At 52.6% G+C, this 15,463-nt stretch carries 10 protein-coding genes; 8 read left to right on the forward strand and 2 right to left on the reverse strand.

The window, feature by feature from the left end; genetic code table 11:
- The first annotated feature begins 138 nt into the window (after positions 1–138).
- From ACTJJJ_RS01695 to ACTJJJ_RS01725, 7 genes are all read left to right on the forward strand, one after another.
- Positions 139–3,387, forward strand: a complete 3,249-nt coding sequence (locus ACTJJJ_RS01695) for a SusC/RagA family TonB-linked outer membrane protein (protein ID WP_440701265.1) — start codon at positions 139–141, stop codon at positions 3,385–3,387.
- A 7-nt stretch (positions 3,388–3,394) separates the two neighbouring features.
- Positions 3,395–5,209: a RagB/SusD family nutrient uptake outer membrane protein gene (locus ACTJJJ_RS01700; protein WP_188931359.1), complete on the forward strand. Its 1,815-nt coding sequence runs from the start codon at positions 3,395–3,397 to the stop codon at positions 5,207–5,209.
- A gap of 67 nt (positions 5,210–5,276) precedes the next feature.
- Positions 5,277–6,284, forward strand: coding sequence for a glycoside hydrolase family 43 protein (locus ACTJJJ_RS01705; protein WP_426295858.1), 1,008 nt, complete (start codon positions 5,277–5,279; stop codon positions 6,282–6,284).
- Between the two features lie 107 nt (positions 6,285–6,391).
- The gene (locus tag ACTJJJ_RS01710) at positions 6,392–7,480 is read left to right on the forward strand and encodes a Gfo/Idh/MocA family protein (RefSeq protein WP_440701266.1); all 1,089 of its coding nucleotides are present in this window, start codon (positions 6,392–6,394) and stop codon (positions 7,478–7,480) included.
- Positions 7,481–7,496: 16 nt separating this feature from the next.
- Positions 7,497–9,422 (forward strand): alpha/beta hydrolase-fold protein, encoded by a 1,926-nt coding sequence (locus ACTJJJ_RS01715; protein WP_440701267.1) that lies wholly within the window; start codon positions 7,497–7,499, stop codon positions 9,420–9,422.
- 26 nt (positions 9,423–9,448) lie between these two features.
- A complete protein-coding gene (locus ACTJJJ_RS01720) occupies positions 9,449–10,534 on the forward strand; it encodes an endo-1,4-beta-xylanase (RefSeq protein ID WP_188931351.1) in 1,086 nt (361 codons plus the stop codon).
- Positions 10,535–10,735: 201 nt separating this feature from the next.
- Complete coding sequence (locus tag ACTJJJ_RS01725) at positions 10,736–11,143, forward strand: Dabb family protein (RefSeq protein WP_426295065.1); 408 nt, start codon at positions 10,736–10,738, stop codon at positions 11,141–11,143.
- 62 nt (positions 11,144–11,205) lie between these two features.
- Here ACTJJJ_RS01725 and ACTJJJ_RS01730 read toward each other — a convergent pair whose 3' ends face one another.
- The gene (locus tag ACTJJJ_RS01730) at positions 11,206–12,930 is read right to left on the reverse strand and encodes a tetratricopeptide repeat protein (protein WP_188931347.1); all 1,725 of its coding nucleotides are present in this window, start codon (positions 12,928–12,930) and stop codon (positions 11,206–11,208) included.
- A gap of 186 nt (positions 12,931–13,116) precedes the next feature.
- Positions 13,117–13,542: a hypothetical protein gene (locus ACTJJJ_RS01735; protein ID WP_440701268.1), complete on the reverse strand. Its 426-nt coding sequence runs from the start codon at positions 13,540–13,542 to the stop codon at positions 13,117–13,119.
- 336 nt (positions 13,543–13,878) lie between these two features.
- On the opposite strand from ACTJJJ_RS01735, the gene ACTJJJ_RS01740 reads away from it, so the two are divergent.
- Positions 13,879–15,447, forward strand: a complete 1,569-nt coding sequence (locus tag ACTJJJ_RS01740; protein ID WP_440701269.1) for a M56 family metallopeptidase — start codon at positions 13,879–13,881, stop codon at positions 15,445–15,447.
- Positions 15,448–15,463 lie beyond the last annotated feature (16 nt).

The raw sequence follows: 15,463 nt of genomic DNA on the forward strand, positions 1-15,463 counted from the left end.
AATGTGCTCACGGGCCGCCTCACGGCCATGCTACTTTTGTCCATTGCCAGGTTACCATAAATTATTGGAATCATTATGTTCTAAAAATATATTGTCAAAATGACAAATAAAAATTTTCAACAAAAACCCTGCAAGCCTATGCGCTACTTTTTACAGAACAAGAGAAACCGGCTCGAAGCATTAGCGACCATAGGATGGCCGATAATGCTCATGGCGACGCTGGGCCACGCGGCCCCCGTCCGTGCATCGGAAACCGATTTGAACAAACGGTTGGCAAGGCAGGCCAGCCATGTCGTTGCGGATGTGGAGATAACGGGCAAGGTTACTGGCGAGACGGGCGATGCATTGCCTGGCGCGAATATCCTCATTAAAGGCACCACACGTGGCACGAGCGCCGACGAGAATGGTAATTTCAGAATTTCGATCCCCGATAATGAGAGCACTGTACTCGTATTTTCGCTGGTGGGTTACGCTAGCAAAGAAGTGGTGACGGGCAATCAGAAGATCATCAACGTGTCGCTCGCACCCGATCACAAGGTGCTGGAAGAAGTGGTGGTGGTCGGCTACGGAACGCAACGCAAACGGGATGTGACCGGCTCGGTGGTGTCCGTAAGCGAGTCAACCCTCAAAGAAGTGCCCGCGCCCAACCTGATCAGCCAGCTTAAAGGCCGTGCGGCGGGGGTGTCCATTATCAGCAATGGCAGCACGCCCGGCTCGCAGGGGCAGATCAGAATCAGGGGCAATAGGACGCTTACGACAAGTTCCGGATCCAGCGATGGGCTGGACGGCCCGTTGGTGGTGGTCGACGGAATACCTTTCGGAGGGTTGAACGACATCAATCCCGACGATATCGTAAGCCTGGAAGTATTGAAAGACGCTTCTGCAACGGCTATTTACGGCTCGCGCGGCGCGGGTGGTGTGATCCTCGTGACAACCAAAAGAGGGAAGGTAGGCAAGCCCGTTTTCAGTTACGACGGTTACCACGGAGAGACCCGCATTATGGGTAAATTCAATGTCATGAACGGCGCTGAATATGCCCAGTTCAAAACCGACGCGGCGAAATACAACCGCAGCAGCCCCGGCACATCGGGTTATCTGCTCACTCCTAAGGAGCAGGAAGCCCTGGCCAACGGCGTGTCTACCGACTGGCAGGACCTGATCTACAAGCCGGGTTTCATGTCCAATCACCAGCTTGGCATGCAGGGCGGCGTTGAAAACACGCAGTATTCGCTCGGGCTGGGGTATTTCAATGAAACGGGCATTATCCCTAATCAGAGTTTCCAGCGCTTCAACCTCCGCGCGACCGTTGACCAGCGCATTGGGAAGAATATCAAAATCGGGCTGAACACGCTGAATACCCTCACCTACCAGAACACGCCCGGTGGTGGCGGCGTACCAGGCGGATTGGTACGCCTGACTCCGCTGGCGTCACCTTACAATGCCGATGGCAGCGTCAATATGTTCCCGTCGGAGGGCTCGATCGATGCTGCCGGCGTGAGTCCGCTCACGATTCTGACCAAAAAGGATTCGTACCTTGGCCGTACGCGCTCGGTGCGGACGTTCAATAGCCTCTATGCGGAGGTGACCATTTTGCCGGGTTTGAAATACCGGTTTAATGCGGGTTTGAATTTCAGTCAGTCGAATTACAATGGCTACAATGGCCCGCTCACGTATTTCAATTCTGCGACGGTACAATCCTCGTCGACAGCCGAGATCAGCAATACCGAGTACTGGGACGTGAACCTGCAACATTTGCTTTATTATGACAAAACATTTGCAGATAAGCACAAACTGGGCTTCACCGCACTTTATGAATATACTAAAAACCACTCATTAGGGAGCCGCTTCACGGTGACGGGCGTTCCGGCGGATTACATTAAAACTTCGAACTTCTCGCTGGCATCCGGCCAACCGGTTGCCAATTCGGATTTCGGTAACTCGTTTTCGGAAACCGGCCTGCTTTCCTACATGGGCAGGATCAATTACAGCTATGACGACCGCTATTTGCTCACGTTGACATTGCGCAGAGATGGCTCTTCCACCTTGTCGCCCGGTAATCAGTACTTCAACTATCCGGCCGTGGGGGTGGGTTGGAATGTGATCGAGGAAGGATTTATGAAAAGCATTGCCTTTGTTTCCAACCTGAAACTGCGTGGCGGCTGGGGGGTATCGGGGAACCGGAATGTGGGCGCGTATTCGACGCTGGGCGCATTGTCGGCCGGGTATTACAACTTCGGGACCGGTACCGCAGGGCAGCAACTGGCCTACACCGTTACCAGCCTTCCCGCGAGCAACCTAAGTTGGCAATCAACCTCTCAGGTCGATATTGGTATCGACTTCGGGTTTCTGAACAACCGCATTACCGGCTCCGTGGACTGGTACCATCAGAAAACCAAGAATATCCTGCTCTCCGTACCGCTTCCTCCAAGCAATGGAGCCGGTTCCACATTGAAAAACCTGGGTAAAACAGAGGGTAAGGGACTGGAAGTGGCTGTCACTTTTGAAATTGCCCGAAAACCGAAAGGGTTCAACTGGAGCGTGGACGCGACCTATTTCTTCAACCGCGAGAAAATCACGCAGCTGACCACCCCGCAGGAAAAGGCTAACCTGGGCGCGGGATGGTTCGTAGGACAGCCGCTTTCGGTGATTTATGATTATAAAAAACTGGGTATATGGCAGCTCAGCGACGCCGAGAATGGTACTTTGGCTAAACAGACCTCTCCCTTGCAATATCCGGGGCAGATCAGGGTCCAGGACTTGAATGCGGACGGGAAAATCGACGCGAACGATCGGCAGATCCTCGGTAATTTCCAGCCTAAATGGGAGGGAGGGCTTACTAACCGTTTCAGTTTCAAAAACTTCGACGCGTCCATCGTTACCTATGCGCGGATGGGTATGAAAGTGCTTGTCCCTTACCTTACCGGCAACTCTACGGGTTCGGGTGGGTTTGCATTCTTCAACCAAAGCCGCGTCAACCAGGTGAAAGTCGACTACTGGACTGATACCAACCCCACCAACGCATTCCCGGCGCCCGACGCCAGCAGCGCGGTCGCCAACTTCGGTTCGACGCTGGGGTATTACGACGGCTCGTTCATCAAATGCCGCAGCATTAACCTCGGGTATACGTTCGCCAGCGACATTATCAAAAAGATCGGGGCTACGTCAGCCCGTATTTACGTCAACCTGACGAACCCGTTCATTATCTATTCACCGCTGGTGAAAGACAATCTGGCTGTCGATCCGGAAGGGAACAGCTATGCCAGCGGTCAGTCGACGCTTAACCCGCAAGGGGCCAGTGAGCGTGGGGCACCGGAGCGGCAGATTTCCGTAAACCTTAATAATCCGCCGGTAAGGCAATTCACCGTGGGCGTAAACCTTAAATTCTGATCCGACTATGAAATCCATAAAAGTTTTAATCACCGCGGGCCTGGTCACATTGCTGGGTTCCGGTTGTGAAAAAGTGCTCGAAGAGCATCCGCAATCCCAGATCGTCCCTTCGTATTTCAATAGCCCGTCGGGTGTGCTCGGCGGCATTGCCGGGGTGTACAACGACATTCGTAGTCAATGGGGTACCGAAGGTTTTACCGTGGAAATGCAGGCCGGTACCGATGAGTTTATCCAGGGCCTCAGCGCTGGTACGCCCATTCCTTATACTTACAATGGGCTGAACGGCAGTAATTTCGGGTCGGCCTGGGGCGTCGCATTTCAGGATATCAATACATTGAACGGCGTATTGCAATACGGCCAGACGATCGACCTCCCCGAAGCTACCCGGAAGCAATACCTGGCCCAGGCGAAGTTCCTAAGGGCATTCTGGTATTTCTATCTGGTCCAAACCTGGGGAGATGTGCCCTTGCATACCGAGTTTATTACCGTGCCTTCGCAGGCCGCATCGCGCCAGCCAGCGGCGCAGGTTTATGAGTTGATAATTAAAGATCTGACCGAAGCTGCGGTCGACTTGCCTAACCAGCCGACCGCGCCGTTTTTGGGGAAGGCGGCTACCAAGGCGGTGGCGCAATTCCTGCTCGCAAAAGCATACCTTACCCGAGGCTGGCTGAACAACACCGCGGCCGATTTTACGAAAGCAGCCGCATTGTGCGACGAGATCATCGCCAACAAATCGGCTTACGGGCTGGATTTATGGCAGGATTACGGCGACGCATTCGTGGCCGGCAATGATTACGGGAAGGAAACCATGTTCGTCAGCGACCACGTCCTCGACCCTAAATACGGCTATTACAGCGTAGGTGGTGCGGCCGGCGGGGGTGCGGCACAGAACCTTTCGCCGTGGTTTACCAACTGGAATTACCCGAACAACAGCGGTATCAACTCATTTAAAAATGCCGCTGGCGCGTTTGTCAACAGCGGTACTTCGGGCATGATCCGCGACTCGTATTACGGTCGCCCTTATATACGTATGCGCCCGAACTCCGACAAATGGCCCACCGGCCCACACGCAGGCAAGAACTATTTCCTCGACCAGGCGTTTACCAAGCGCGACGTTGACTCCCGTTTTGCCAATTCTTTCTACACGGTTTATATTTCCAATACCTCCATCACCAATGCGGCTAATGCGGCCAACAACAGCCGGGGGATCGGTTATACCACCGTCGTTGGCTCGGATACGGCTGTATGGCTGCCGGATTACGAGGTGCCCGGTGCCCCGCAGTTCGTTGGCACGAGGCCATTCAAGGGCATTGTGGTGCCGCCGAGTCTTTGGAACAACGGTATTTTCCCTGCATTAAAGAAATTCATGGACCCGAGCCGCGGTGCCAACTTTAATGATCCCTCCACTCGTCCCTGCGTCTTGTACCGCTTTTCGGATGTGTACATGACTGGCGCGGAGGCCTATTTCAAAACTGGTGACGCCGCGAAGGCTGCCGCCCTGATCAACGTCGTACGCCAGCGCGCGGCATTCCGCAAAAGCAACACCACCGCGCAGAATGCAGCCGCAGCCGCAGCCATGGCTATTACCGCTGCCGACGTGACCCTGGATTTCATCCTCGACGAGCGTAGCCGCGAGTTTTTCGGAGAATGGCAGCGCTGGCACGACCTCGTACGTACGCGCTCGCTTGTGCGCCGCGTGCAGGAATGGAACCAGGAGGCGGCACAATATGTGAAGGAATTCAATATGTTAAGGCCAATTCCACAGTCTCAGATCGATAGAGTTGTGGACGGGCCTGCTTTTCCTCAAAATTCAGGATATTAAACCGTATTAATCAGCATTCTATATGACCCGCAGCTTTTTATCAGCCGGACTACTGGCTCTGGCGGCTATGGTTGGCCCCGGCCTGGGAACGGGCTTTTGTCAGCACGCCAAGGTGAAGCCATTGATCAGCGACCTGTTCACCGCCGATCCGTCCGCGCATGTTTTCAACGGCAGGATTTACATTTACCCATCCCACGATATCGAGGCGAATGTGCCTCAGGACGATGAAGGCGGGCATTTCAACATGCGGGATTACCACGTGTATTCGATGGATAACATCGGCGGCAAGGTGACCGACCACGGTGTGGTGCTGGACCTGAAAGACATTCCCTGGGCAGGGCGCCAGCTGTGGGCGCCCGATGCGGCATTTAGGAACGGTACTTATTATTTGTACTTTCCTGTGAAAGATAAGGAGGATGTTTTCCGGATCGGAGTGGCTACTGCCCAATCGCCCGCGGGCCCTTTCAAGGCTGAGGCAAAGCCTATTCCGGGTAGTTACAGCATCGACCCGGCCGTTTTTACCGATACCGATGGGCAGACTTATATGTACTTCGGGGGCATCTGGGGCGGGCAGCTGCAACGCTGGCATTCGGGGAAGTACGACAAGTCGCTTTCCACCGACCTGGGCAAGGGCCACGACCAGGAGCCTGCATTAAGCGCCAAAGTGGCGAAGATGAGTGGCGATATGCTCACGTTCGCCGAAACGCCGCGCGACGTGCAGATCCTGGACGAGCAAGGAAAACCGCTGCTCGGTGGCGATCACGATCGCCGGTTTTTCGAAGGGGCATGGATGCACAAGTACAACGGCAAATACTACTTTTCGTATTCTACCGGCGATACCCACTTGCTCTGTTATGCCGAAAGCAACTCGCCTTACGGGCCATTTACTTACAAAGGCGTGATCATGAAACCGGTGGAAGGCTGGACGACCCACCATTCCATTGTAGAATTCAAAGGAAAATGGTACATCTTTTACCACGACACCGAGATTTCCGGCAAGACACACCTGCGTAACGTGAAGGTACGCGAGCTCGTGCGTGGCGCGGATGGCGCGATCCTACCGATCGTCCCTTAAAATAATACCGATTATTTTGGTAAAACGGATGCCGGTACTGGCTTTTAAAAGCTGTACCGGCGTGTTCGTGCCGATGACCTATCCCAAAGCATTCAATCATACAAGCTATGCAAATCGAAAGACGCGATTTTTTATCGACACTAACACTGGCCGGGGCCGCTACGTTGTTCTCCGGTAACCCGCTTATCGCAGCAACTTCCCCGAAAAAGGACAAGCTCGGCATTGCGCTCGTGGGTCTGGGCTATTACAGTACCGACCTGCTTGCTCCCGCGCTGCAACTGACCGAAAAGTGCTATCTCGCGGGCATCGTCACCGGCACGCCCGCGAAAGCCGAAACCTGGAAAGCCAAATACAATATTCCCGACAAGAACATTTACAATTACCAGAACTTCGACCAGATTGCTAAAAACCCGGATATCGACATTGTGTATGTCGTATTGCCGCCCTCGATGCACCGCGAATATGTGGTAAGGGCAGCCAAAGCCGGTAAACATGTGTTTTGCGAGAAGCCCATGGCGCCGTCCGTAGCCGACTGTGAAGCGATGATCGCGGCCTGCAAGAGCAATAAAGTGAAGCTCGCGATCGGCTACCGTTGCCAGCACGACCCGAATATCCAGACTTACATGAAGGTAGCAAAGGAACAGAAGTTCGGGAAAGTAAAAATGGTCAACAGCGCCGCCGGGTATTTCGATGCCCGTACCGACCACTGGAAGCAGAAAAAGGCACTTGGGGGTGGTTGTATGGGCGATATGGGCGTGTATGCTTTGCAGGGTGCGCGCCTGGCCACGGGCGAAGAGCCTGTCAGCGTGATCGCCCAGGCTTCGACCACCCGGCCCGACATTTACAAGGAAGTGGAAGAAACAATGATGTTTATGCTCGATTTTCCGAGCGGGGCCAGGGCTGCCTGCCAGACCAGTTTCGGCATTAACATGAATTACCTGCAAGTAAACTACGAAAAAGGCTGGCTGAAAATGGAGCCGCAATCGGGTTACAACGGGAACAAGGGCAGCATGTCGGACGGAACGATTATCAATTTCCCGATCAAAAGCCAGCAGGCGAAGCAAATGGACGAAGACTGCCTGGCCATTATAAACAACACCGACCTGATCGCCCCCGGCGAGGAAGGGCTGCGCGACATACGTGTCGTGGAAGCGATTTACAAATCGGTAGCATCGGGTAAGAGCGTCAGAATTTAAATTTATACAAATAATTATGCTCAAAATTTTCCTGTTTCTGATCCCGTTTCTGGCGGGTTGGGGGGCTTTTGCCCAAAACAATACCGCGAAGGAAATGCCGAAGGGCTTCGATGTGCCCCGGCAGGGTGTTGCGGCCGGGCGAATCGATACGGTAAGCTACAAGTCGAAGACTGTGGGCACGGTGCGGAAAGCGCTGGTGTACACGCCGCCCGGCTATTCCAAAAGGGTTAGATACCCGGTTTTGTACCTTTTGCACGGTATTGGCGGGGATGAAAAGGAGTGGCTCAAAGGCGGTAATCCGCAGCTGATCCTGGACAACTTGTATGCCGACGGGAAGATTGAGCCGATGATCGTGGTAATGCCCAATGGCCGTGCGATGAAGGACGACCGCGCCACCGGCAACATCATGGCGGCCGATAAGGTGGCGGCATTTACGACGTTCGAGCAGGATTTGCTCACAGACCTGATCCCGTTTGTCGAAAGCAAATATCCCGTACTTACCGATCGCGAGCACCGCGCCATCGCCGGGTTGTCGATGGGCGGCGGGCAGTCGCTGAATTTCGGGCTCGGGAATCTCGACAAATTTGCCTGGGTGGGCGGCTTTTCTTCCGCTCCCAACACCAAAAAGCCCGAAGAACTGATCCCGGACCCGGCGGCTGCACGGCGAAAGTTGAAGTTGTTGTGGCTATCTTGCGGCGACGACGACCGGCTAATCACTTTCAGTAAGCGTACACACGACTACCTGTTCGTGAACGACGTGCCGCATGTGTACTATGTAGAGCCAGGCGTGCACGATTTCAAGGTTTGGAAGAATGGGCTGTTTATGTTTTCACAGTTTCTTTTCAAACCGGTGGACATCAAAAGTCTCAATCAATACACTATCCTCGGTTCACCGGCTGAAACCAATATCCGCTCGGCGAAATATCCGCAAATCCTGCCCGATAACCGGGTCGTGTTCCGTACCAAGGCGCCGGGTGCACAGCGGGTGCAGGTGGATTTGGGTAAAAAGTACGATATGGTGAAAGATACCGCCGGTTTCTGGTCTGTCACGACCGATTCTATCGGGGAAGGCTTTCATTATTATTCGCTTCTGATCGACGGCGTTGCGCTGGCCGACCCGGCCAGTGAAACCTTCTACGGAATGGGCCGCATGGCGAGCGGCATTGAAATACCGTTTAAAGGAGGCGGGTATTATGCGCTCCGCGATGTGCCGCATGGGGATATCCGTGTGAAAAAGTACTTGTCGAAAGCTTCCAACGCCTGGCGCGAAATGTGCGTGTACACCCCGCCAGGTTACGACCAGTTGGCCGAAAAGCTGCCGGTACTTTACCTGTTGCACGGTGGGGGTGAAGACCAGCGCGGCTGGGCAACCCAGGGCCGGACTGGCCTCATTCTGGATAACCTCATCGCCGAAGGCAAAGCCAAACCGATGGTGGTGGTCATGATGGATGGTAACATGGGCGGTGGCGGCGGCATTGCAGGTTTTAATGAGAATGCATTGAAAATGTTTGAAAATGAACTGAAACAAGGTGTTATGCCATTTGTTGAGGGCAATTTCAGCGTGAGAACCGACGCACAGGGCCGGGCGCTGGCGGGCCTTTCGATGGGCGGTTTGCAGACTTTGTATGCGGGCGTGAAAAATACCGACCAGTTTGCCTACCTGGGTGTATTTAGCTCGGGTTGGTTTGCCAACAACGCGGAGCTTTCGAAGTCGCATTATGCTTTGATCGAAGGTAATTCGAATAATATCAACACTAATCTGAAACATTTCCGCATTTCGATGGGTGGCCAAAAGGACATCGCCTACGAGAATTGCAAGGTAATGCTGGCGAAGTACGACAAGGCGGGCATTCGCTACCAGTACAGCGAATATCCCGGAGGGCATACCTGGCCGGTATGGCGGCACGACCTGTTCGAATTTGCGCAGGTGCTTTTCAAGTGATTCAGGTCAAAAGCAATTTTTGGATTATGAAAAAATACAATTTGCAGGCCGTGCTATCTGCCATGTTGGGCTGCGGGTTTTTGGTCCTGGCCACAGAACAGGCATTTGCCCAGAAAGCTTTGAAGGATGCTTACCAGGACTATTTCCCGGTCGGTGTAGCGGTGGCTCCAAGGAATTTGTCTGGCCCGGAAGCGGAGCTGATCGTCAGGCAGTTCAACAGCATCACCCCTGAAAATGCGATGAAAATGGGGCCGATCCATCCCGAGCCGGATCGCTATGCCTGGGAGGCGCCCGATGCGATTGTGGCATTTGCGCAGCAGAACGGTATGAAAGTGCGGGGCCACACGCTCTGCTGGCATAATCAGACGCCAAAATGGTTTTTTACCGATGCCGCGGGCAAGCAGGTAACGCGCGAAGTGCTCCTGGAACGCTTGAAACAGCATATTACCGACGTAGTAAGCCGCTATAAGGGCCGCATTTACGCCTGGGATGTGGTGAACGAGGCGGTGCCTGACACGGGAACGGCCATTTACCGCCCATCGAAGTTTTATGAGATCATCGGGGAAGATTATATTGAAAAGGCATTTGAATATGCCCACGCCGCCGATCCTTCCGCGAAGTTGTTTTACAATGATTATAATACCGAGAGCAGCGCCAAACGGGCGAAGATATTTGAGCTACTCAAAAAACTGAAAGCGAAGAATGTGCCCGTCCACGGCGTGGGATTACAGGGGCATTGGTCTGTGTATGAGCCTTCTGAGGCGGAACTGCAAGAGTCGATCAGCCGGTTTGCCAGCCTGGGCCTGGCGGTTCAGATCACTGAACTGGACGTTTCCATTCATGCAAAAGAACACGGCAGACGCGAACTGACCGAGGCCGACAAAACCGTGCTCACGCCTGAGATTCTCGCCAAACAGGCAGCGCAATACGAAATGCTTTTCAAAATATTCCGCAAAAACCGCGGCGTGCTTACCGGCATTACTTTCTGGAATGTATCCGACAAGACCACCTGGCTGGACAATTTCCCGGTACGCGGCAGGAAGGATTACCCGCTGCTGTTCGATGAAAAGCTTCAACCGAAGGCCTATTTTAATAGGATTGTTGATTTTTAAAATGAATGGGGATGGTTTGCCTAGCGCTTTAATTGGTTTCGACTGTCAGGCACGCGTTTTCGAGTTCTTTTTTCTTGCATGCCTGGGTGGAAATAGCCTCATTTTCATGAGAAAGCGCAGCTGTTTCTAGTTAATTCAAAAACACCCTAAATTGCAGCAATTAAGCCACTTTTCATCCTTCAATACATCTCAACATCTACAATGAACAACACCCGTCGTAAATTTATCGCAAGTTCCGTCACACTGGCAGCAGGCGCTGCCGCGTCGGTAGCTGCGCCCGCCGCACCTGCGAAAGGCAAAACGCCATTGGTTCACCATGTATTTTTCTGGCTTAAAAACCCCGGCTCCGTGGCCGATCGTGACCGGATCATCGAAGGCCTGAAAACATTGCGGAAGATCGAGGCTATTAAGGAGCTCCGTATCGGCGTAGTGGCGAGTACCGAGAAAAGGGACGTCGTCGACAACAGCTGGGGGGTGTCGGAACTGATGTTTTTTGAAGATCTTGCCGGCCAGGCCAGTTATCAGGACCACCCGATCCACCAAAAGTTCATCAAGGATTGCAGCCACCTTTGGGACAAGGTGATCGTGTACGACGCGATGGACGTTTAGGTAAAACAAAAAATGAAAGTGGGTGTCCCGATTGGATTTGAGACACCCGCTTTTGCTTTTTACTAATCCATAATACTCGATGATGCGGCGATTTTGATGTCGGCATGCTGCCAGGATTTGCCGAAAGCGGATTTTGCCGCTTGCGCTTCGGTGGTGTTTTTTTGTTGTTCCAAAGCATTGTAGAGACCAATCAGCGCCCAGCCGTTTTTCTTCCAGGTCAGTAAATCCTGGCGATAGACGCGTTCGGCTTCTGCATTCTTTCCGGCTTTAAGCAGCACCGCGCCCAGGTGGTGCCGGACCGAGAAAAACCAGTCGGGCGGCTCATTGTAGTTGAGGTTGTCTTCGATGGCAATGGCCTCTCTGAGCAGCGAGGCTGACTTGTCGAGCTGATTTTGCTGTGCTGCTAGGCCGGCCGACAGCACTTTGGACGCGATTTGTACCAGGTCCGCCGAAGTGTTGATATTCCAGATGGTGAGGTGTTTCAGGGTGGTGTCGGCTGCCAATGCACCGAGTGCCTTCACTTCTTCCTGCGCGTGGGGCAGGTCATGTTTTCCTAAAAAAGCCATTCCCCTCGCGTAATGCCAGATTGCCCGCGGGTAAACCAGATCTTTTGCCGGGCTCGGCTCTGCAAGAAGGGTGTCCCACATCGAAAATTTCGCAGCAACATAATAGGGGATGGTATAATAATGCTGCAGCGTGCCCCAGCCGGGTTGGCGCATTACCTCCTTCGCGGTGTATTGCTGTACTTTCCGTGCAGCCAGCCAAGCCAGCTCCGAGTTGCCTTCCAGTGTAGCGGTAGCGGCCAGGAAGTGGTAATTGTGCGGAAAATAGGCGAGTGGGTAGGCACCTTGCGCATGGCAGGTGGTAATGTAGCTGCTGTCGGCCTCTACCGAGCGGACGTTGGAAAGCGAGCCCAGATGGTAGTCGCCGGTATTGATGTAAACATGCGACGGCATATGGAGCAGGTGACCGGCACCGGGAACCAGAGAATCGAGCAGCGCGGCAGAAGCCAGGGCTTTTTCAGGCGTTGCGGAAGCCTCCTGTGCGTGTATGTACAGGTGATGCGCGCCCGGGTGCTGCGGGTTCTTTTGTAGCAGGCCTTCCAGAACAGCTACCAGCGCCGGTGTCCAGGATTTCGGAGCCTTCGTTTTTTTTTCGTACAGGTCCCAGGGGTGCAGGTCCATCTGCGCCTCGGCATACAACGCCCCGATATCAGGATCGGAAGGAAATTGCGTGTATACTTTTTTCATGGCCGCGGCATAAGCAATGTCCAGCGAAGCTCTGTCGGCGGGAGGTACTTTGGCATAACGTGCGGCGAGCGCGCCGATCAGCGCCTTTTCTTTCGGCGTGCAGTTGGCTGCCAGCCGTTGTGCTTTCTCGCCCGCAGCCCAGGCGCGCTCGAAATTGTCTTCCTCCATACCTGCATTATAATTGGGTCCGAGCACGTAGGCGAAACCCCAGTAGGCCATGGCGCAGGTCGAATCGAGCCGGGTGGCTTCATAAAACGACCGGGCAGCTTCCGCGTGGTTGAAGCCGTAGGAGAGCATCATTCCCTGGTTGAAATAGGCCTGTGCTTCCGGGTTGGTAGTCGAAATTTTGAAATTGACGCCTTGCAATCCGCTCAGGATCGGCGCCTTTTTTTTCGAACGGTACCATTCGGCGTCGGTGGTTTGGGGATTGTAACACACCGTGATCCTGTCGGATACGGGTTTTTCTTTTTCCTCCTTCTTTTTGAAGCAGGCCGAAAGAATAACAACGAGTGCGAGGTAACAATGGCCGTGCTTCATGAGCGTAGAAGTTTGAGTCACAGATCATGTTTAGGTAAAATAGGCCGCGGGGCGCGGTATATGCAAATATAGAAAATATCACACTGGAAATGAGTGTGTTGTCCTGTTATTAGTAAACGGCAGGACGGGGGCTGGTTGAATGGGCAATGAGGAAGCGGGGCGAATAACCCTGAATGCTATACGCTGCTATTTTTTTCTCACATATTTGCTAATTCCCCCGTTACATGACTCGATCGTCATCTCGTCGCCTGTTTGGGTGATGATCAGCTTCGGGCAGGCCCAGCAGTCGACCAAGCCACAATCCAGGTCATGAGGCACGTCCTTAAGCGGTTTTACTTCGAACGCCTTTCCATTGACCAGGTACTCAGACGCGGCGCAACAAGATGCATATCCGTCGTACAGCATCACGCCATCGAAACGGATCGAAAAGGCTCTCTGCGGCTCGTTGGTCATGTTTTTAATAACTGTTGAATCGCCGGAAGTATACCGGGTTTCAATCATATGCCATTCGCCGACAATGCCGGAGATTTCCGGTTGAGGTTCGGGATCTCTATTGCGTTTGCACTGGGCAAAGGCTAATGCGAGTACGAGAAGAAGTAATAGTCTGTTCATAATGCTGACAATTTATAGCCAGGACGCTCATGGCGGACGAAGCGTTGGAATGCGGGAAAATTCCCTGTGGCCGAAATGACAACTAGTTATTTAGTATTTATTTTAATTGCTTAGTTGTATTACTAAAAAGTTAGTAATAAATTCACCTGACGAAGGAAAACTTCCCATCACTTATAAGCGACCTGGGTGAGCTGGAAGATCCCATTAACAAAAGAAGAGCGAAAGATAAACTATCCCATATTTATGGATGCACTTCATTATCTGCTTAAAGTGAACTTATGCTGGATTATTTTCTACATAGTCTACTGGGCACTATTTCGAAACCATACCTTCTTTATGGCGAACAGACTCTACCTAATCGCGTCGCTTTTCGCAGGCATGCTCATACCCGCGGTAGAAATGCGTGGGCAAGTCGGCCTTTTGCCAGCAGAGAGCCCGCTCGTAAGCGCTGCAAATTTGTCCGCTACTTCGAATGCGGTGCATGGATCCACGGTCCCCGATTGGCAGCTGGTTATTCCGTTTGTGTATCTGGCGGGTGTGTCGCTTATGCTTTTACTTTTATTAAGGGCATTGATCCGCATTTATCTCGTCATTCGATCGGCAGTGCCGGTGCCAACGGAGGAATGCAGACTTTTAATAAATCAGGGCGGGAAGGTCGGCAGCGGTTCGTTTTCGTTTCTGAGATGGATGGTCGTCTCACCGGAAGATTATGAAGAGTATTTTGAATCCATATTCGCCCATGAATTGGTCCATATCCGGCAATGGCACTCATTGGATATATTGTTAATCGAGGTGTTAAAGGTATTCTTTTGGTTTAACCCCGTGCTGTGGTTGTACAAGTCCTCGCTCGAACAGCTCCACGAATTCCTCGCTGACGAGGGCGCGGAGGATAAAGATCGCTACGCGACTTTTATGATATCCTATGCCCGTCGGGCCTTGTCTGCGGCGGTAACAAGCAATTTCTTCCACAAATCACTTTTAAAGCAACGAATTCAGATGATCTACAAGCAACGTACACCTGGATGGATGGGATGGAAATACGTGTCCATTTTCCCCTTATTGGCGGCAACAGTCATGCTGATGGCGACCAGAAATTACGAACATTCAAAGCCGGCGATTGAAAAGCAAGCGGATAGTCAACAAAAGGTGAACCCCGGTAGTGTGGGCATCTTGCCTTTATTGAACGATGATGCAACGCTTGTTTCAGATAAAAGTAAACCTGACGACAAATTGCTCAAAAAGCCAAAAATCGGCGTAGCTGTGTCTTTTGCAGGCGTGCACGAAGCTACGGACGCTGGTCAGCAAAATCTGATAGATTCCTTATCTGAGCTCAGAACGCTCATTTCCAGATTGACTACGGCTGTATCCAACGATGATTTGAGAAATGCGGATAGTCTCAGAAAGGAAATTAATCCTATCATCTGGTCTGAATCCGCACGCATGCGGAAGGAGCAAACGGAGGCCAAGTTACGTTCGCAGGGATTCGCCGCATTGAACGATGCTCAGCAATCGTCAAATGTGCTCGACCGTCTGCGGAGTGGGATGATCGAGACTTCTCAGGAGCATTTTGAAGCCCAGTGGGATTATTTTGGTAAAATACGGAAGCAATTTGAGGAGGTTCTGACCAGCCTGAGGAATAAGATAAATGACGCAACCGCCGAAGAAGAAAAAAGGACACAGGACCAGATCATCGACGATCTGATCACTGAGGGTGTCGCTACCGACAAAGAAAACCTGAGCTTCCGGCTTCACAACATGTTCCTGATCGTCAATGGCGTAGAGCAGTCCGAAGAACTTCATCAAAAACTCAAATCCAGATATATCAAATACAGCTGGATGGAGTGGGTATATAAATGGGACGGTACCACAGGACATCGCTTTACTGGTGTTCGTTTCAACGGTTGAAAGGTTTGCCTGGCCT

This window comes from Dyadobacter sp. 22481 (assembly GCF_052044875.1).
Taxonomy (GTDB): Bacteria; Bacteroidota; Bacteroidia; order Cytophagales; family Spirosomataceae; genus Dyadobacter; species Dyadobacter endophyticus.

Excerpts from the sequence above, each read along its gene's own strand:
- ACTJJJ_RS01695 (WP_440701265.1), top strand. The coding sequence starts at position 139 with ATGCGCTACTTTTTACAGAACAAGAGAAACCGGCTCGAAGCATTAGCG.
- ACTJJJ_RS01700 (WP_188931359.1), top strand. The coding sequence starts at position 3,395 with ATGAAATCCATAAAAGTTTTAATCACCGCGGGCCTGGTCACATTGCTG.
- ACTJJJ_RS01705 (WP_426295858.1), top strand. The coding sequence starts at position 5,277 with ATGGTTGGCCCCGGCCTGGGAACGGGCTTTTGTCAGCACGCCAAGGTG.
- ACTJJJ_RS01710 (WP_440701266.1), top strand. The coding sequence starts at position 6,392 with ATGCAAATCGAAAGACGCGATTTTTTATCGACACTAACACTGGCCGGG.
- ACTJJJ_RS01715 (WP_440701267.1), top strand. The coding sequence starts at position 7,497 with ATGCTCAAAATTTTCCTGTTTCTGATCCCGTTTCTGGCGGGTTGGGGG.
- ACTJJJ_RS01720 (WP_188931351.1), top strand. The coding sequence starts at position 9,449 with ATGAAAAAATACAATTTGCAGGCCGTGCTATCTGCCATGTTGGGCTGC.
- ACTJJJ_RS01725 (WP_426295065.1), top strand. The coding sequence starts at position 10,736 with ATGAACAACACCCGTCGTAAATTTATCGCAAGTTCCGTCACACTGGCA.
- ACTJJJ_RS01730 (WP_188931347.1), bottom strand. The coding sequence starts at position 12,930 with ATGAAGCACGGCCATTGTTACCTCGCACTCGTTGTTATTCTTTCGGCC.
- ACTJJJ_RS01735 (WP_440701268.1), bottom strand. The coding sequence starts at position 13,542 with ATGAACAGACTATTACTTCTTCTCGTACTCGCATTAGCCTTTGCCCAG.
- ACTJJJ_RS01740 (WP_440701269.1), top strand. The coding sequence starts at position 13,879 with ATGGCGAACAGACTCTACCTAATCGCGTCGCTTTTCGCAGGCATGCTC.